Annotated in this window: 16 protein-coding genes; 7 read left to right on the top strand and 9 right to left on the bottom strand. The window is 49.0% G+C overall.

Translation table 11 applies throughout. The features are described 5' to 3' along the window. Positions 1-42 precede the first annotated feature (42 nt). Together AC0YN0_RS10290 and AC0YN0_RS10285 are read right to left on the bottom strand one after the other, a co-directional pair. Entirely contained in the window at positions 43-837 is a 795-nt protein-coding gene (locus tag AC0YN0_RS10290) for a TetR/AcrR family transcriptional regulator (RefSeq protein ID WP_475821200.1), read from the bottom strand. Positions 838-1,007: 170 nt separating this feature from the next. Next, on the bottom strand, positions 1,008-1,547 hold the full coding sequence (locus tag AC0YN0_RS10285; RefSeq protein ID WP_475821199.1) for a PH domain-containing protein: 540 nt from the start codon (positions 1,545-1,547) through the stop codon (positions 1,008-1,010). Between the two features lie 232 nt (positions 1,548-1,779). Here AC0YN0_RS10285 and AC0YN0_RS10280 point away from each other — a divergent pair, with 232 nt between their 5' ends. From AC0YN0_RS10280 to AC0YN0_RS10270, 3 genes are all read left to right on the top strand, one after another. After that, the gene (locus tag AC0YN0_RS10280; RefSeq protein ID WP_475821198.1) at positions 1,780-2,565 is read left to right on the top strand and encodes a basic amino acid ABC transporter substrate-binding protein; all 786 of its coding nucleotides are present in this window, start codon (positions 1,780-1,782) and stop codon (positions 2,563-2,565) included. A gap of 78 nt (positions 2,566-2,643) precedes the next feature. Then, positions 2,644-3,297 carry an amino acid ABC transporter permease gene (locus AC0YN0_RS10275; protein WP_475821197.1) on the top strand — a complete coding sequence of 218 codons (654 nt, stop codon included), beginning with the start codon at positions 2,644-2,646 and terminating at the stop codon, positions 3,295-3,297. Between the two features lie 5 nt (positions 3,298-3,302). Beyond that, positions 3,303-4,028 carry an amino acid ABC transporter ATP-binding protein gene (locus AC0YN0_RS10270; RefSeq protein ID WP_475821885.1) on the top strand — a complete coding sequence of 242 codons (726 nt, stop codon included), beginning with the start codon at positions 3,303-3,305 and terminating at the stop codon, positions 4,026-4,028. Between the two features lie 117 nt (positions 4,029-4,145). Here AC0YN0_RS10270 and AC0YN0_RS10265 read toward each other — a convergent pair whose 3' ends face one another. The 3 genes from AC0YN0_RS10265 to AC0YN0_RS10255 form a co-directional block, all read right to left on the bottom strand. Next, positions 4,146-5,849, bottom strand: coding sequence for an ABC transporter ATP-binding protein (locus AC0YN0_RS10265; RefSeq protein WP_475821196.1), 1,704 nt, complete (start codon positions 5,847-5,849; stop codon positions 4,146-4,148). Positions 5,850-6,083: 234 nt separating this feature from the next. Next, positions 6,084-7,598, bottom strand: coding sequence for an AMP-binding protein (locus AC0YN0_RS10260; RefSeq protein WP_475821195.1), 1,515 nt, complete (start codon positions 7,596-7,598; stop codon positions 6,084-6,086). An 8-nt stretch (positions 7,599-7,606) separates the two neighbouring features. Beyond that, complete coding sequence (locus AC0YN0_RS10255) at positions 7,607-8,455, bottom strand: SDR family NAD(P)-dependent oxidoreductase (RefSeq protein ID WP_475821194.1); 849 nt, start codon at positions 8,453-8,455, stop codon at positions 7,607-7,609. A gap of 177 nt (positions 8,456-8,632) precedes the next feature. Here AC0YN0_RS10255 and AC0YN0_RS10250 point away from each other — a divergent pair, with 177 nt between their 5' ends. Continuing rightward, positions 8,633-9,079, top strand: coding sequence for a MarR family winged helix-turn-helix transcriptional regulator (locus AC0YN0_RS10250; protein WP_475821193.1), 447 nt, complete (start codon positions 8,633-8,635; stop codon positions 9,077-9,079). Between the two features lie 63 nt (positions 9,080-9,142). Further along, positions 9,143-9,757, top strand: coding sequence for an NmrA family NAD(P)-binding protein (locus tag AC0YN0_RS10245; RefSeq protein WP_475821192.1), 615 nt, complete (start codon positions 9,143-9,145; stop codon positions 9,755-9,757). Positions 9,758-9,964: 207 nt separating this feature from the next. On the opposite strand, the gene AC0YN0_RS10240 is transcribed toward AC0YN0_RS10245, so the two are convergent. The 4 genes from AC0YN0_RS10240 to AC0YN0_RS10225 are packed head-to-tail and all read right to left on the bottom strand — an operon-like array spanning position 9,965 to position 14,642. Further along, positions 9,965-10,534: a DUF1697 domain-containing protein gene (locus tag AC0YN0_RS10240; RefSeq protein ID WP_475821191.1), complete on the bottom strand. Its 570-nt coding sequence runs from the start codon at positions 10,532-10,534 to the stop codon at positions 9,965-9,967. Between the two features lie 21 nt (positions 10,535-10,555). Further along, positions 10,556-11,653 (bottom strand): low temperature requirement protein A, encoded by a 1,098-nt coding sequence (locus tag AC0YN0_RS10235; RefSeq protein ID WP_475821190.1) that lies wholly within the window; start codon positions 11,651-11,653, stop codon positions 10,556-10,558. Between the two features lie 9 nt (positions 11,654-11,662). Beyond that, positions 11,663-12,838: a response regulator gene (locus tag AC0YN0_RS10230; protein WP_475821189.1), complete on the bottom strand. Its 1,176-nt coding sequence runs from the start codon at positions 12,836-12,838 to the stop codon at positions 11,663-11,665. After that, entirely contained in the window at positions 12,819-14,642 is a 1,824-nt protein-coding gene (locus AC0YN0_RS10225; RefSeq protein WP_475821188.1) for a sensor histidine kinase, read from the bottom strand. Before AC0YN0_RS10225 ends, AC0YN0_RS10230 begins: the two co-directional genes overlap by 20 nt. A 216-nt stretch (positions 14,643-14,858) precedes the next feature. Here AC0YN0_RS10225 and AC0YN0_RS10220 point away from each other — a divergent pair, with 216 nt between their 5' ends. Together AC0YN0_RS10220 and AC0YN0_RS10215 are read left to right on the top strand one after the other, a co-directional pair. Further along, positions 14,859-15,779 carry an ABC transporter ATP-binding protein gene (locus tag AC0YN0_RS10220; protein ID WP_475821187.1) on the top strand — a complete coding sequence of 307 codons (921 nt, stop codon included), beginning with the start codon at positions 14,859-14,861 and terminating at the stop codon, positions 15,777-15,779. Beyond that, positions 15,772-16,728 (top strand): ABC transporter permease, encoded by a 957-nt coding sequence (locus AC0YN0_RS10215; protein ID WP_475821186.1) that lies wholly within the window; start codon positions 15,772-15,774, stop codon positions 16,726-16,728. The genes AC0YN0_RS10220 and AC0YN0_RS10215 overlap by 8 nt, the downstream gene beginning before the upstream one ends. Positions 16,729-16,819 lie beyond the last annotated feature (91 nt).

Below are 16,819 nucleotides of genomic sequence, written 5' to 3'. Positions count from 1 at the left end.
GGGCTGCACCGTCCGATGACGGTGCAGCCCCTCTTAATATTTTCAACGATTAGTATTTTGTTGAGCGAGATAGGCCGCAATGCCATCAAGGATACGTTCAAGACCAAAATCGAAGTCGTCGTCAATCGGACCTGCGTCTCCACTCTCCCCCGTGTAAACGCCGGAAGCGACAACACCCGATAAATATGGAAATTGATCAGGTGTTACGAGCTGCTTAAGAGCAGACGTAAAGGCTAGACCACTGAATGCTTCCTCGCTTGAGCCTGCCCCAATCATCCTGTCCATGTCGCGCTGAAGAGTGCCTGCCGACCTCGCATAGCCGCTAATCAGCAGTATAACTGATATTTTCTCGGCGTCGCTCAGCGGAAAATCGCGCATCGCCCGCAGCATCCAATCGACGAATCGCAATTGGTTAGGCGTCATAGGAGCTCCCATAATGGGAATGTCCACAAACCACGAATGCTTCCGATACACGCGCATCAATTCGCGTACGAATTGACGCATGCTTTCGCGCCAATCCTCCCCTTCCTTCTCGTCAGGTATTTCAATAGCGCTCACGGCCTCTTGCATCAAAATAAGCAAATCTTCCTTGGCCGTAATATATCGGTACAGTGACATCGTAGAGTAGCCGAGTGATTGGGCCACCCGGTTCATCGATAAAGCGAACAAACCGTCTTTGTCCGCAATTTCAATCGCCGTATCGACGATCTGCTTGATGCTGAGCTCGCCCTTCGGTCCTCTCTTCTGCCGCTTGACATAACCCCAGCTCAGCTTCACGCCATGAGGCAATGTATGTATAGGACTATTTTCGTCTTCCCATTGGTCTTCCTTTTTCATACCCAGTACTCCCCCAGCACCCGTCACGTTATGTCTATAAACAGTTTATATCACAAACAGTATATCACAGCGTTTTACTCAACAAAAAAGAACGATCTCTAAAAGTCATTATTACATGACTTTGGAGATCGTTCTTTTACATAAATAGTTATGAATAAGCGCAATTACGATTATCCCAATAGTCGTCTCTTTTGCTCGTTAAACTCTGCTTCGCTAAGCAAATTTTGCTCTCTTAATTTGGCCAGCCTCTCCAGCTTCCCAATAATATCGTCCCCGCCGCTCGAGCTTGGAGCCGAGCTTGGTTCACCTGCTTGATGAACCTTAGCGCGAAGGAAATCAGAGAACTCTTTGCCTTGCTCGCGAGGCACCAAATCGACCTCAGCCTTATTCCCCGTGCCGTGAACGATTATTTTGCTGGATACCGAATTTAAGAAAATACCGCCGCCTTCATACTCAACGGAATTAATTCTCCCGTATGTAAAATCTTCCGACTTCTGTGTAGCAGGCCAAACATGGTAGAAGAAAATAACGCGTTTGTTCGTAGCTATGGCGTAACCCGTATACTTAATGTATCTTCCCTTGGCATAGTTCTCAATCTGCTCGTCATTTTGCAATAATTGAGCTAAATACTTGATCTCACCTCCGCCAAGCTTCTTCTTATCGCCTTGAACTCTGCTTAACTGCTGGCTTACTTCTTCAATTGTAGGCATATTTGTCCTCCTTACCATATTTTGAATTATTATATCATGAGGATAATTTTACCACCACATCATTTATTGACATGTTTCAACAATCTTATTTGAATACCTTCTTATGTAATATTATCTGACATGGACATAGCTAGCTCTATTATTTTCTGCTAAAATCATGATAGATTATCGCTCTGCATATCATGAATTAGCTGTATGCGAGCGAAAATGAAACCATTAGGGAGAGTGGATTATGGGGAGAAGAACGGTAGCTTTACTCGCTGTATGTTTGGTGTCAATTATTGCAGGCTGCAGCTCCGGCAGCGGCGGAACGACTTATAAGTTCGCGACGGATGCGGCTTATGCGCCAATGGAGTACATGGACAAAGACAAAATAACCGGCTTCGACATTGATTTTCTTGAAGCGGTCATGAAGGAAGCAGATCTTGATTACAAGCTCGACAATACGGGCTGGGATCCTATGCTAACGGAAGTCCAGAGCGGTGACAATTATGCCGCAGGCATATCAAGCATTTCGATTACAGACGAGCGCAAGCAATCGTACGATTACTCCATCCCTTACTTTGAATCCACGAATATGATTATGGTCAAAGAGGACAGTCCCATTCAAGGCGCTCTTGATCTGAAAGACAAAAAAGTAGCTGTGCAATCGTCCACCACAGCTGAAACGTTAATGGTTGACATCATGGGCGGCGATAATCCGAATCTGAAGCGGTTCGACAGCAATGCGGTTGCCCTGCTGGAATTGGATAGCGGCGGCGTTGACGCCGTTGTAGCGGACATCGCCATCGTTCGCGAGTATCTAAAGAACAACCCGGACAAGAAATTCAAAGGCATTCTCGATCCCGAGCAGTTCGCGCCCGAGTTCTACGGCATTCTTTATCCGAAGGGCAGCGAGCTGAAAGAGAAGTTGGACCCGGCAATCAAGACCGTGCTGGAAAACGGAACATATACCGAAATATATAAAAAGTGGTTTGGCGATGAGCCGAATATCGATAATGTACTGAATGCGAAATAATAGGGAGGCATGCGTAAACGGAATGTTGCGCATGCCTCTTCTGCAAATGAATACGTTCCTACATAAGGAGGGCGTCACTTGGATTTCCGCTTCGATATTATCATCGATTACCTTCCGCTTCTATTGAAAGGCGCATTGCTTACGATCGGCATCTCGATTCTTTCTATTTTACTCGGCTCCCTGCTTGGACTAACTGTCGTGCTTGGCAAACTATCTTCCAAATGGTATTTGAGCTGGCCGATGAGCGGTTATATCCACTTCTTCCGCGGCACACCTCTTTATGTTCAAATCTTAATGGTGCACTTCGGACTTGTGCCTCTATTTATCGGGCATACGAACTCAATCGTCTCGGCAGTTGCCGCGCTAGCTCTTAATTCAGCCGCGTATACGGCAGAGATCTATAGAGCCGGTATTCAGTCGATCGACAAAGGACAATCTGAAGCCGCTTATTCGCTTGGCATGACGAAGCGACAAGCCATGCGCTTCGTCATCCTTCCCCAAGCGATCAAACGAACCATTCCCGCCTTCGGCAATGAGTTCATTATGCTAATTAAGGATTCCTCGCTTGTCGCGTTAATCGCGGCACCGGAAATTATGTACTGGAGCAATGCCATGCGCGGCCAATATATCCGCGTATGGGAACCCTATCTAGCAGCAGCCTTCATCTATCTCATCCTTACCTATTCGTTAAGCAAGCTGCTTGCATCGATAGAAAGGAGGCTGGAAGATTGAATCCGATTATCGAAGTGAATAAATTAACGATGGCGTACGGCGGCAATAATCCGGTGCTTCATGATGTTACCGTTCATGTAAATACGAAGGAAGTCGTCGTCATCATCGGACCCTCCGGCTCGGGAAAGTCAACGCTACTTCGCTGCTTGAACGGTCTGGAGCAGCCGCAAAGCGGCGATGTTCGAATCGATGGTCAATCGCTTAGGAATCCTACCGTTCCTATGCCTGCCATTCGAGCGAATATCGGCATGGTGTTCCAGCAATTCAACTTGTTCCCGCATATGTCCGTCATCGATAATATTATGCTTGCACAGGTCCAGGTCCGCAAGCAATCGAAGGAAGCCGCGCGTGCGATTGCGCTAGAGCTATTGAAGAAGGTGGGCCTGACGGACAAGGCTGAGTTTCGTCCCTCCTCTTTGTCAGGAGGACAAGCGCAGCGAGTGGCAATCGCAAGAGCACTCGCTATGCAGCCGTCCATTATGCTGTTCGACGAACCAACCTCCGCGCTTGATCCGGAAATGGTCGGCGAAGTGCTGACTGTCATGAAGCAGCTTGCAAGCGAGGGAATGACGATGGTCGTCGTTACGCATGAGATGGGTTTCGCCCGCGAGATCGGTGATCGCGTTCTTTTCATGGAGCAAGGGGTTGTCATTGAGGAAGGAACTCCGGAGCAGCTGTTCGATAATCCCATGCACGACAGGACAAAATCTTTCTTATCTAAGGTTCTATAGTTCCGCCAGTGATTGAAATGAAACAGGCTGCCTTATAGTCACTAAGACTAAGGCAGCCTGTTATTATATATTGCCGATTCCAGCACCGTTGTTAGAGCTTATACTCCCCCTTAAGCCTTATGCGCGATGCAAGCGGCTATACGCACCGCCGACTCTAAGCAGCTCTTCGTGCTTGCCTTGCTCTGCTACGCCTTGGTCCGCTATAACGACAATACGGTCGGCGTTCTTGATCGTTGCCAGACGATGCGCGATAATAAGCGTCGTCCGTCCGTTCGACAATTCCGATAGCGCCAGCTGGATCGCAGCTTCCGTCTCCGTATCGAGCGCCGAGGTCGCTTCGTCCAAGATGAGAATGGAAGGATTTTTGAGGAACATCCGGGCAATGGATAGACGCTGCTTCTGCCCGCCGGACAACTTAACCCCCCGCTCCCCGATAATCGTATCCATCCCGCTTGGCTGGGAGGCGATCAGCTCCTCGAGCTGAGCACGGCGGGCAGCTTCCCATAATTCCGCTTCGGAAGCGCCCAATCTGCCATACGCGATATTGTCTCTAATCGTACCGTCGAACAGGAATACATCCTGCTGTACAATGCCGATATGCGAGCGCAGAGACTCCAGCGTCATCTTGCGAATGTCGATGCCGTCTATGGTAATCGCTCCGCCCGTCACCTCGTAGAACCTTGGCAGCAGACTGCATAACGTCGTCTTGCCGGCTCCCGATGGACCGACCAAAGCGATCGTCTCGCCGGCGCTCACCGACAGATCGATGCCCTTCAGTACATCCGGCCGATCCTCATAGCCGAAGCTGACGCCTTTGAATGCGATATCGCCCTTCACTTTGCTCACCGCTACGGCATCCGGCGCATCGGCGATGTCTGGCTCCGTCTCGAGCAGTTCTAAATATCGCTTAAAACCGGCAATCCCTTTCGGGAACGATTCAATGAACGAATTGATTTGTCTAATCGGCTGAAGGAACATGTTCGACAGCATGACGAAGGCGATGAACTGGCCGTAAGACATACGGTCCTCCATCACATACCATGCGCCGACGACAATTACGAATAAAGAAATAAGCTTCATCAAAATAAAGCTTATCGAAGAATTCCATGCCATAATCCGATAAGTGAGCAGCTTATTAAGACGGAAGTTTTCGTTTTGCACCGCAAAACGTTTAATTTCGTGATTTTCGTTCGAGAACGCTTGAACGACACGAATTCCGCTTACGTTGTTTTCTACCTGCGCATTATAATCGGCAATATTGGCGAACAGGCTATCGAACGCACGCGACATTTTACGGCTGAAATATAAGGACAGGTAAACAATGAGCGGAATAATGATGAAGGTCAACACGGCAAGCTGCCAGTTGATGCTTAGCATAATTCCGAACGTGCCCATAAGGGTCATGACGGCGATAAACATATCCTCTGGACCATGATGGGCGATTTCCCCGATATCCATCAGATCGTTGGTCATGCGGGAGACAAGATGACCGGTTTTGTTGTTATCAAAAAATCCGAAGCTGAGCTTCTGGATTCGGTCGAACAGCTTCTTGCGCATATCCGATTCGATGTTGATACCGAGCTTATGGCCCCAATATGTAACTACAAAGTGCATTAGCGCACTGATAACATAGACGCCCAGCAGACCTAAGCATGCATAGACGATGGTGTCCCACTTGCCGCTTGGCAGCAAATCGTCAATAACCCGATTGAGAGCTAACGGAAATACAAGCTCAAGCAGTGCAGCCAATATGGCGCAACTAAAATCAAGTATAAACAGGCCCTTGTAAGGACGATAGTAATCAAAAAAACGACGAAGCATGTGTAAATTCCTTCCTCTCGTCAAGCTATTATTCGATAATGATTATCATACTCACTAATATAACCTGATATGGACGGCATGCCAATGGACAATTTCAAACTATTCTTTGGACAAATTTCCGCGCTAATCATCTATATGGCTAACAAAAATAAAAGGCGCTCTTCCGAATCTCTCTCAAAGACCGCCGTTAGACGGATCTAAAGAGGTCTCGGCTGCGCCAAAATCGTACTTCGTTCAATGCAATTGCTTGCGATCAACCTTGCCCAGCGGGGTATAGGCAATTCGATCAACAAATACAATCTCCCTTGGCATCTGGTATCTCGCGGCTCTCGGTCGCAGCCATTCGATAAGCGTCTCCACGTCAAGGTCGGTGTCTGGCTTAAGCTGGACGACCGCCCTCAACCGCTGGCCGAATTGCTCGTCCGGAACGCCAACGACGGCGGCATCTTCGATGAAAGGATGCTGGAACAGAATATGCTCAAGCTCGCTCGGGTACACATTTTCGCCAGCCGAAACGATCATATCATCCGCTCTTCCTTTCAGAAAGAAGTAACCTTTCTCATCCCGATAGCCCATATCGCCGATCTTGATCCACGTAGACCCACTTTTTACGCAAAACTGTCCAATCTCGCCAGCCGCCGCTTCATGCATGCTGCCATCCAGCACTTTCAATTCCACGCCTTCGATGAGCTTGCCGATCGTGCCTGATGCCGCATTCAAATCTTGCGGCGACGCGATGATACATAGTCCCGCTTCCGATGTGCCGTATAGATTGTACAGGACTTCCCCCAGCTTCGCAGACACCTCTTCCGCCAGTCTCGGATTGAGCTCCGCCCCTCCTGACGCGATACAGGCAAGCGACTTCATATCTACTCCGGCATTGCTTGCTCGGAGCATTTTATCGATCATCAGCGGAACGACCGTTATCACTTCTACCTGATGCTCCCGTACGAGACGGCAAGCATGTTCTGCTTGGAAAAAGCTCGTAACGACCGACTTCTTCCCAAGGGCGACGAACAGCAGCAATATAGCAATGCCATATCCGTGGTAGATCGGAGTAGCGATATAGACCGTCTTGTACTGCAAGAGCCGCAGCCTCTCCAGCATCGACGAGAAAGGCGGCAAGTAATGGAACAGCGAGGGCTTATGGGCGACCTTCTTCGCTCTTCCCGTTGTTCCGCCCGTGAGCAGCATAAGCTTGCTGTTCGAGTTTCGTTGCCCTCTAGAACTCCTCGTAAGAGGACCGTGAATCATATTGCTAATGGCGGGTAAATTTTCGTGATAGCTCAATACGCTTGCTCTTGTATAGGAGGATTGCTCTAAGAAAGCTGTTAATTCCTCATCATAGATAAGGAAATCGAACGCATGGGCATCCAGAAGTTGCGCGAACTGATCCGAGCTCATCTCGGCGTTCATCAAATAAATATCCGCACCTGTCATGGATAACGCAAAAATCGATTTCACTAGCGAAGCATGGTTGCGGCAAAGCAAACCTGCCTTTGAGCGGCTGCCTAGTCCGTATTGCTCGCGTAGTTGCACGGCCAGGCATTCTGATTGATCCAACAGCTGCTGATAGGTTAACGTCTCACGATCATCGGATAGAGCGACACGATGACGATGCGAGCTGGCAGCAAGCTTCAACAATGCCATCAGATTGATCCCGTACCTGCAAATAACGAATAGCAATCGGTACACGCCGATAGGTGTTAACAGCTTCATTCGGTATAATACCGACAGTAATGTCAGCATTGACAGCCTCATCTCCCCCTTCCGCGAAGCCGTCTTTCCGCGAATCGTTCAAGCGTTCCTCTGAATAGAACCGAAGCAAGCTGACCAAGCGGCAGCCACCAAGGCATCCAGCTTCGGCCCCTCGTATATAATGATTTTGCAATAATGTCCGCAACATGGTCCGGACTCATCGCAGGCACGGAGCGGTACGCTGCCGTTGGCTCGATCATTGGCGTCCGTACGAGCGGCAAGTAAATAGACGTCGTTGCGATGCCTGATACGCGCAGCTCAGGTGAAGCAGATCGCAGCCATATATCGAAAGCCGACTTGGATGCTTGATAGGCAGCCCATTTCGGGAGAGGAACGATTGATGTATTAATCGTCGATATATTGATGATATGTCCCTGAGCACGTCTCAGCAGCGGAATGAGCGACAGCAGAAGCTCGACTGGGGCAACATAGTTAATCGCTATCGTTCTCGTAAAATCATGTTTTCGATCCAATGAATCCATTATGGAGCGATTAATCGATAAACCTGCATTGCTTACAACGATATCAAGTCCGTCTGGCAATCGATGAATGAATGACAGCAGCCCTTCCCGTTCGTCCGCTTCACGAAGATCAGCGCCATAGATGCTCACCCGTGCAGACAGCTTCTCCATCTCCTGCTTCATAACGAGCAGTCTATCCTCTCGCCTTGCAACAAGGATCAGATGTACGGGCAATTCGGCCAGCCTATATGCCAGTCGTTCCCCAATGCCGGAGCTGGCGCCGGTAATCAGAATCGTCTTCTTATGAAGAGCAGCGGTCAATCTGCTCCTATTCAGCCGCACCCCAGAGGAAAACAACAGCTTCTCCAGTAATCGGTAGTTGTACATCGTCACCATCCTTTCTTACGCGTGCTGCGACTTCCAAACTTATGAATGTAATTGTATCTCCTCTGCCAATACCTGTAAATGAAATCAGAAAACTTATGAAATCCATTATTTACAGACCAGAGATAAAATCATATACTGTATTTAGTTAAGCACTTAACTATGTGGAGGCAACAAAAAATGGATGATCTCGAACAATTTATTCATGATCTGCCCCTGCGCAACCGCGTATTTTTCGCGCTTGTAGAGGCAACTGCCAGCTTAGTAGACGTATCGGAGCAATATTGGCAATCCAAAGGACTGAATGGAGCGCGAATTCGGCTTCTCGTCGAGATCATGAAGGAGGGCGGCACGATTCTCCCCTCAACGCTTGCCCGCAAGATCGGAGTAACCAAATCGAACATTAGCCTGTTGCTCAGCCCGCTCGAGAGCGACGGCTTAATTAGCCGCAAGCCTCATCCGAGCGACGGTCGCATGTCGATTATTTCCATTACAGCTGAAGGCCAAAGCGTATTGTTGCGGCATCTGCCTGACAATCGGCATCTTATCTCCAATAAGATGCAACGGTTATCCGAAGAGGAGCTTCATCAGTTGCTCGCGTTGCTCCATAAGCTGCAGCAAGCGTGATGTCGTTTGCTTGACCATTTAGTTAAGCCATTAACTATCTCCCACAAGAAAGGATAATTTGATATGAAAATCGCTATAACAGGAGCGAATGGCCAATTAGGAATGATCATAATGGAGCAACTGCTCACGCGCCTCCCCGCCGAGCAAACGATCGCTTGCGTTCGAGAGCCGGGTACGATGAAACGGTTTGAGCAGCTAGGAGTTACGGTTAAGCGGTGCGATTACGACCAGCCGGATATGCTGCCGCAGGCATTCGAAGGCGCTACGCATGTACTCCTTATTTCCAGCTCCCATCGTGACGATCTTGTTCGTATTCGTCAGCATTCGCATGTCATCGAGGCGGCCAAGAGAGCGGACATCAGCCATTTGATGTACACGAGCTTCGCCTATCCGGAAGCGTCCACCGCCTCCCTTGCCCATATGCATAGAGCAACGGAGCAAACGATTCTGGCAGCAGGCATGACGCATACCTTTTTTCGCAATGCCTTCTACGTTGATTTCGTTAACGTGTTAGACTTGAACACAGTTATAACAAGCCGTGAGCTTGTGATTGCCCCGGGGAATTGGCATTTCAATGCCGTTAGCCGTTACGATCTGGGGAGGGCGATCGCTTCTGTCCTATCCGAGCCCGAGCTTCATAGCAATAGAATCTACGAGTTAACTGTACCGTCCGCTTGACAGTTCAACGATTTAGCTAATGCTCTATCCGAGCTGACGGGAACAACCATAACCGTACGAGAGGACGCTGCTGCCCAGCATTGGATCTACGGACTTCTTCGCAAGCTGGACACCTCGTCAACCTCGGATGCGATGGAGCGGCTGATCGGCTCTCCGGTTACTTCTCTGCTAGAAACCATTAGACCTTTCATTCATCCCAAACCATAATTATTCCGACTTCCCACTAGCCATCTCGTCGGCTAACGCGATGAGCTTATTCATTGTTTTCCAATTGCGAGTCGTTGGAAGTACACCGATCTTCTCCACTTGAGCGGCCAGCTTGGAGTTGCGAATGCTCTGCTTGAACAATAAGTAGACGTCTTTGCCCGCGATTACGAATCGCTCTTCGTCCGTCTCGAATGTGCGAAGTCTTTCGACACGCTCCGGCTCCGGCTCGCTAAGCAGCATCGTCACATACAAGCTCTCGCCTTCTCCGGCTTCCGCTTCAGCCATGAGCTCATCCGAGAACGGAAGGCCCGCAACAATAGCTCTCAACTCATCAGCCGTTCGAATAATCGTCTTGATCGAGAACCCGAATACCTTCTGAATCTGCTGCTCGATCCGATCGCGCAATACACCCTCGTCTTCCGACGATACGAACAAAATATTGCCGCTCTGAATATACGTCTGCACATTCGCTAAACCAAGGTCGGCAAGCGCAGCTCTCAGATCCGCCATCTTCATTTTGTTATTGCCTCCGACATTGATTCCGCGCAGTAACGCAACATGTATCGTCATTTTAATGTACTCCCTTTCTTTCTATTTCGTGGTCACTTTGGCATACAAGGCGAAGAACAACATGACCTCACCTACAAGCAGGTAGCTAGGCAATACCGTGATGAAGCCGATGACAATAAATACGGCGAGAACGCCGAGCAATAAAGCAAGATGAGAAGTCCCGAGTCTCTGATCACTATGTCTATACTTATGGAATACAAGCGTTGTTGAGAAAAAGTAAAGCAGTACCGAACCGAACAGGAACGTGACCATGTAGACGTAATCCAGCTGATCTAGAAATAATAGACGAATGGACGCCGCTAGCATACATAGTGATATGAAAATAAGCAAATGGCCGTAAATAATAATTTGTCCCGTTGTATTTATATTTTTGTTCACCTTCAGCTCGACATTATCAAAGTATTGCCACCATAGCGCGATAGCAAGCAGGAAGGTGAGTACAGCGAATAGAACGGATTCCCAAGTCCACTCGCTCGACTGCAAGACAGCAAGTATACTGACCAATATTTCTCCAAGCAGAATAAGCGTGAACAAGGCGAAGCGCTCCAGCAAATGATGGGTATTGATTGACGTCTTAACCAAATATCGTCTGCCCATAAGCGGCAGAGCCATATCGATGACTATTCCTGCATAAAGGACAGCATATCGTACCCATGAATCGAAGAACAACGATAGGGAGGAAATGATTAGACCGATCCAGAAACGGCTGCCCAAATATCGAGCCGTATCCTTGCGATGATCGCTCTCCCGCTTGCTGACCGCTAAATATTGAATAGCCGTCATCGCTCTAAGTCCAGCATAACCGATTAGGAAGGTTAAGTAATATTCGTCGAACTCAACGGATAGACTCGCCGTCATAATGAGCGAGAAGAACAGCTGCAAAATAAGAAACACACGATGGGATACGCTATCCTCCCCGTACCGGTTAACGAACAGCGATTGACCTACCCAAGCCCACCAGACGGGCACAATAATAAGAACAAACTTCAGCAAATATGGAATGGGAATCGTGTCATGCTCGACATGCAGAAGCACATGACCAGCCTTCGACACTGCTGCTACAAAGAGCAAATCATAAAATAATTCAAGCCAGGTTACTTTTTTGGCAAAATGGGCCATAGACAAATATCATTTCCTTTCTAATGTCGTACTTCTCTTATTGTTATCGTCAAATCTGCTAATCAATAAATCATAGTGATGAATCATATCTGTCGAAGGACGAATGCCGAGCTCTCGGCTAAGCAGCCTTGCATAATCCGTATAAAGGACCGTCAACCCTTTCTTATCCCCTGACATCTCCCGAATCGTCATCAGCATGCGAATAACCGAATCATCTAGCGGATTACGCTCGTTAAGCTTGAGCAATAGCTTCGAGGCTACCGACGAATCCCCTATGGAGATAAGCAACTCAGCGAGCTGCTTAACGAATGAAGCATAAATATCCTCGTAACGCTCCGTTTCATAAATGGCCCATATATACGCCTTGTCACCGAATAATCTGCCCGCATAAAGCCGCTCGACCTGCAGCGCTCGCTCCATATCACGCACTTCGTTTGGCCGAATCTCTTCGACTCGCCTTGCGAACTCTATATAATCGATGATGGAATCCTTTAATTCCAGCGCGTATCCGTCATTCTCCGACCGCACAACATCGCGCAGGCCAATCGTCTCCAGCGACTTACGAAGCTGATAAACAGTCGTATTCAGATAGCTCTCCGCATTCGAAACGACCATACCGCCGAATATATCCTCGACGAGCCTGGAACGCGGAATTCGCCGTCCATGATGGATAAGCAAGTAGGCAAACAGCTCCGCGCACTTGCGCGAGATCCACTTCACCCTTCCTCGTTCATTGCTCACGGAAACATCGCCAAGCACCGTTACCCTTGTCTTGTCCGATTGCTCAGTACCCGGCTCGACCTCTCGCGAAGGACTCGCCTGCCTTAGGTTCGCAAGGATACGGTTCACTGTCCGCCCAAGCCGTTCTTGAGAGACCGGCTTTACGAGGTAATCAACGACGGCAAGCTCATAGGCTCTAAGCGCATAATCCTTATGCGACGTGACGAATACAATCTGTAATTGAGCATTCGCAGCTTCCATGCTGACTGCGAACTCCATTCCGCTCTCTCCCGGTATCGAGATATCGACGAATGCCAGCACAATATCCCCGCTGTCGCGTATGAAGGAAGCGGCGGACTTCGTATCCGTAAACGCGCCTGCAACTTCAATCCCGGGCAGCTTCGCTAACATTTTGCGCAAAATAAGATGCATTGCGGGTTCGTCGTCAACCAGTATAACTTTCATACAACTCCGCCTCCCTTCCTTCGCTATCGAACGCCTCGCGCCCGCCAAGAGAACCTGGCAGCGTGAACGAGAATGTCGTCCCCTTGCCTGCTTCGGTGCTGAACCATAGGCTGCCTCCGTTAATACGAACGAATTCCCGAGTCAGCACGAGTCCGAATCGCATCGCACCGCGTTCGTCTTCTTGATCTAGAGGACCGAGGAGGGGCTCCTCCATAAGCAGCAATTCAGTCGTCTTCTTATCCATGCCGACACCGTTATCGCGTACAGATACGACGACAAGCTCCCCTTCCAATACGGCCTCCAGCTCAATAAATCCGCCCATTCCTGTATATTTGATCGCATTCGAGAGCAGGTTCCGCAGAATAAGGTCCAGCATCTCCTTGTCCGCTCGTACGGTGAGTCGCTCATCGATCCTTTCCGTCATCCGGATTTGTTTCATGCCGGCCTTCGTACCAACCATGGACAGAGCTTGCCTGACAACCTGCTGCAAATTCCAGCCCGAAGGCCGGAATACGACCTTCCCTCGCTGGCTGCGATACCAGTCAAGCAGGTTCTCGACGAGGTGAAACGTATTTTGCATTTGCCCTTTCAGCTCGCGGAACAGCTCGGCATGCTCCATATCGGCCTCAGTCAGCTCCTCGCCGAGAAGCTCGGTTAAGCTAACGAGAATGGCGATCGGATCGCGAATATCATGAGTGACGACGGTAAACAGCTTGTCCTTGAATGCGTTCAGCTCGGACAATTGCCTTGCGTTCTCACGCAGTCTCGCCTCGTTCTCCTTCATCTCCGTAATATCGGTGAACAGCAATATTTTGCCTATCGGGAGCGTGCTTGTATCGTAAATGAACGATAATCTGCAGTCATAGTGACGATTGCGGTTCAACATGAACCGTTGGAAAGAGAAGCGTTCCTCTTCGGACGTTGCTGCCATAACAGGCGTCAGAAGCTCCGGACAATCGGACAGAACCTGAACGGCCGGGATCGGCAATTGCTTCGCCAGGCCAAGCTCCGGAAGCACTTCGCCGGCCGCTTTATTGAAGCTGACGATCTGATCCTCATAGTCGAGCAGTATCGCGCCATCGCGAATCGTATCGAATACTTTTGCCATTGCTAGAGGAGTCAGACGGAGCAGATTAATGCGATAGATGCCCCATAAGTAAACAACGCCCGACACGGCAAAGCCGAACGGAGTCAGATCGACGTTAATGCCTGTCCAGAAAAACATATTGAATAAGAACGGAGCTGCTGCGCCGATCAGAAGCACGGCGATTTGCTTGCGCACATTCGCCATGGATCGCCAGTACATCGATAGGTACAGCATCATGCCGCAAAGCATGACGGCGTAGTTGTAAGCCGTATGTACTTTGTATCCGAATCCCTTAACCGTCGTGTATAGCGGAATGGAGGTGTCAGAATGCCATATGTATTGCTCGTAGATAAGATGATGCCAATCATTCGTTAGATGCAGGAAAAAGATAACAACGGGAATAATGAAGAGAGCTGACATCACGCTTCTGCCGAGCTTCGCCGCCGTTCCCGTAAATTGGATCGCCTGCAGCAGCCAAAGCGTGGAGACGAAAGGGATACCCAGGTATTCGATCTGGAGCGACAGCTTGAACGTATTCAAATCGCTGCTTAGTAGTTCAAGAACGTAGCCTGACGCATAAAGGACTGCGCCTATCATAATGGCAATCAATGTTTTCGCGCCGGGCAAATGCCGTTTCCGATAGGACAACGAAGCGACGAACAACATGAGAAGTATGGCGAGCACTAGCAAAATAACCATCCCTTGCTTCGTATCCATCGACCAGCCTCCCGCTCCGAATCTCTCACTAAGCTCTAAACGAATTATATATTCAAAAAGCGGCGTCTGCATACAAAATCATTTCAGTAATAGCCGGATCCACTCCGGGTATACTCGACCTAAGCAGGGGGAAAATACTAATCAAAGGTCTATTTTATACCGATACTACTTCCAGTATAGTTCAAATGTACAATAATTCTAGGAGGTTTTATTCGCATGACAGAAGCCGTGTTGCAGCTTCGCAACGTAACCAAATCGATTGGCGGACGCAAGATCGTCGACAATCTGAGTTTCGATATACCCGCTGGTGAAGTATTCGGATTTCTAGGGCCGAACGGTGCCGGTAAAACAACAACGATTCGTATGATTGTAGGCTTGATCTCAATGTCCAAAGGGGAAGCCCTCATAAAGGGAATATCCGTCAGCGAGCACTTCGAGCTGGCCATGACGCATGTCGGGGCAATCGTTGAAAATCCGGAAATGTATAAATTTTTGACCGGATATCAGAACCTCGTTCATTTTGCAAGACGGCACAAAGGAATTACGAAAGATAGAATCAATGAGGTCGTACAGCTGCTTGGGCTTCAGAACCGCATTCACGAGAAGGTTAAACGCTACTCCCTCGGCATGAGACAGCGGCTTGGCGTTGCCCAGGCGATTCTTCATCGCCCTTCACTGCTTATTCTAGACGAGCCGACTAACGGACTTGACCCGGCAGGCATTCGCGAGCTGCGCGATTATTTGCGCAAGCTGACGAGAGAAGAAGGCATCTCCGTCATCGTCTCCTCCCATCTGCTATCCGAGATGGAACTCATGTGCGATAGAGTCGCCATCATCCAAGCGGGCAAGCTCATCGATATACGCTCGCTGCAGGAAGCTCGCGATTCGATCGAATCGAAGATCGTAATCGAGGTCGGCGACCAGCTTGGCGCGCAGCAGCTGCTTGCTTCAATCTTCGATGCGTCGCGCATTAGCGTGAAAGGCAACCTGCTTGAGCTTGCCGCAGATAAAGCAGCGATTCCCGATATTACAAGGCTGCTCGTCAGCTCGGACATAGATGTGCTTGGCATTCACGCCGTACAGAAGTCGCTGGAAGACCAGTTCCTTGAAATTACCGGAGGTGAGATGGTTGTCTAGTTTGTCTAATCTAATTCGAAATGAAAATATGAAAATTTATCGCCGTCCTCGAACGTGGCTCATGATCGCCTTTCTCATTTTGGCAATAGCGTTGATGAGCGGTATTATGAAATGGGATTCGGGCCAGGATTCCAATGTCAATTGGGAAAATAGCCTGATCGAGCAAAACAACTATTATCAGCAAGAGCTTCAAAATAACAAAGAGCTGTCCGAAGGCGACAAAACCTATTTCACGAATGAAATAAAGCTCAACGAATATTATCTGGAACAGAACATAAATCCTAACCAATTATCGTTATGGAACTATGTGAACAACTCGGCTTCCTTGATTATACTGGCGACGATACTTACGGTCATTATCGCTGCCGACATGATTGCCGCTGAATTCACTTGGGGTACGATCAAGCTTCTGCTTGTCGGTCCGGCATCGCGTTCGAAAATATTGTTAAGCAAATATATCGCAACGCTCGGCTTCGCGCTTCTGCTGCTGATCCTAAGCTTCGCAAGCGCATTTGCGGCCGGCGGCATCCTTGAAGGCTTCGACGGCACTAGCCAATCGAGCATAACGATAACCGAAGCAGGCGTAATCGAAGAGAGCTCCTATTTCGTTCAATCATTGGAGAAATACGGCTATTCAGTCGTATCGATGCTCATGTACGTCACGATGGCTTTCATGATTTCGTCCGCTTTCCGCAGCTCTTCGATGGCAATCGCCTTCTCCCTGCTGTTCATGCTGGTCGGCAACATGCTTTCGGCCCTATTGAGCGGTTACGGCTGGGTGAAGTACCTGCTGTTCTCCAACATCGATCTGACGCAATATATGAGCGGCTCATCTCCGCTGCGACCGGAAATGACGCTATCGTTCTCGATCATCATGCTCGTCGCCTACTATGTCGTGTTCCAGCTTGTCGCTTGGCTGTTGTTCACGAAACGCGACGTGGCCGCTTAACTTCGTTTGTATGACAAAGAGCAAGAGCCCGCCAGGAAGAAGTCATTCCTAGCGGGCTCTTGTTTGTCACACAAATTGAAAACACTCCTTC

Source organism: Paenibacillus sp. J22P218, assembly GCF_056269195.1.
The sequence above is the reverse complement of the archived record's forward strand: the minus strand, read 5'-3'. Positions and strand labels throughout refer to the sequence as shown.

Excerpts from the sequence above, each read along its gene's own strand:
- AC0YN0_RS10290 (WP_475821200.1), bottom strand. The coding sequence starts at position 837 with ATGAAAAAGGAAGACCAATGGGAAGACGAAAATAGTCCTATACATACA.
- AC0YN0_RS10245 (WP_475821192.1), top strand. The coding sequence starts at position 9,143 with ATGAAAATCGCTATAACAGGAGCGAATGGCCAATTAGGAATGATCATA.
- AC0YN0_RS10225 (WP_475821188.1), bottom strand. The coding sequence starts at position 14,642 with ATGGATACGAAGCAAGGGATGGTTATTTTGCTAGTGCTCGCCATACTT.
- AC0YN0_RS10265 (WP_475821196.1), bottom strand. The coding sequence starts at position 5,849 with ATGCTTCGTCGTTTTTTTGATTACTATCGTCCTTACAAGGGCCTGTTT.
- AC0YN0_RS10280 (WP_475821198.1), top strand. The coding sequence starts at position 1,780 with ATGGGGAGAAGAACGGTAGCTTTACTCGCTGTATGTTTGGTGTCAATT.
- AC0YN0_RS10260 (WP_475821195.1), bottom strand. The coding sequence starts at position 7,598 with ATGCTGACATTACTGTCGGTATTATACCGAATGAAGCTGTTAACACCT.
- AC0YN0_RS10285 (WP_475821199.1), bottom strand. The coding sequence starts at position 1,547 with ATGCCTACAATTGAAGAAGTAAGCCAGCAGTTAAGCAGAGTTCAAGGC.
- AC0YN0_RS10255 (WP_475821194.1), bottom strand. The coding sequence starts at position 8,455 with ATGTACAACTACCGATTACTGGAGAAGCTGTTGTTTTCCTCTGGGGTG.
- AC0YN0_RS10250 (WP_475821193.1), top strand. The coding sequence starts at position 8,633 with ATGGATGATCTCGAACAATTTATTCATGATCTGCCCCTGCGCAACCGC.
- AC0YN0_RS10240 (WP_475821191.1), bottom strand. The coding sequence starts at position 10,534 with ATGACGATACATGTTGCGTTACTGCGCGGAATCAATGTCGGAGGCAAT.
- AC0YN0_RS10235 (WP_475821190.1), bottom strand. The coding sequence starts at position 11,653 with ATGGCCCATTTTGCCAAAAAAGTAACCTGGCTTGAATTATTTTATGAT.
- AC0YN0_RS10220 (WP_475821187.1), top strand. The coding sequence starts at position 14,859 with ATGACAGAAGCCGTGTTGCAGCTTCGCAACGTAACCAAATCGATTGGC.
- AC0YN0_RS10230 (WP_475821189.1), bottom strand. The coding sequence starts at position 12,838 with ATGAAAGTTATACTGGTTGACGACGAACCCGCAATGCATCTTATTTTG.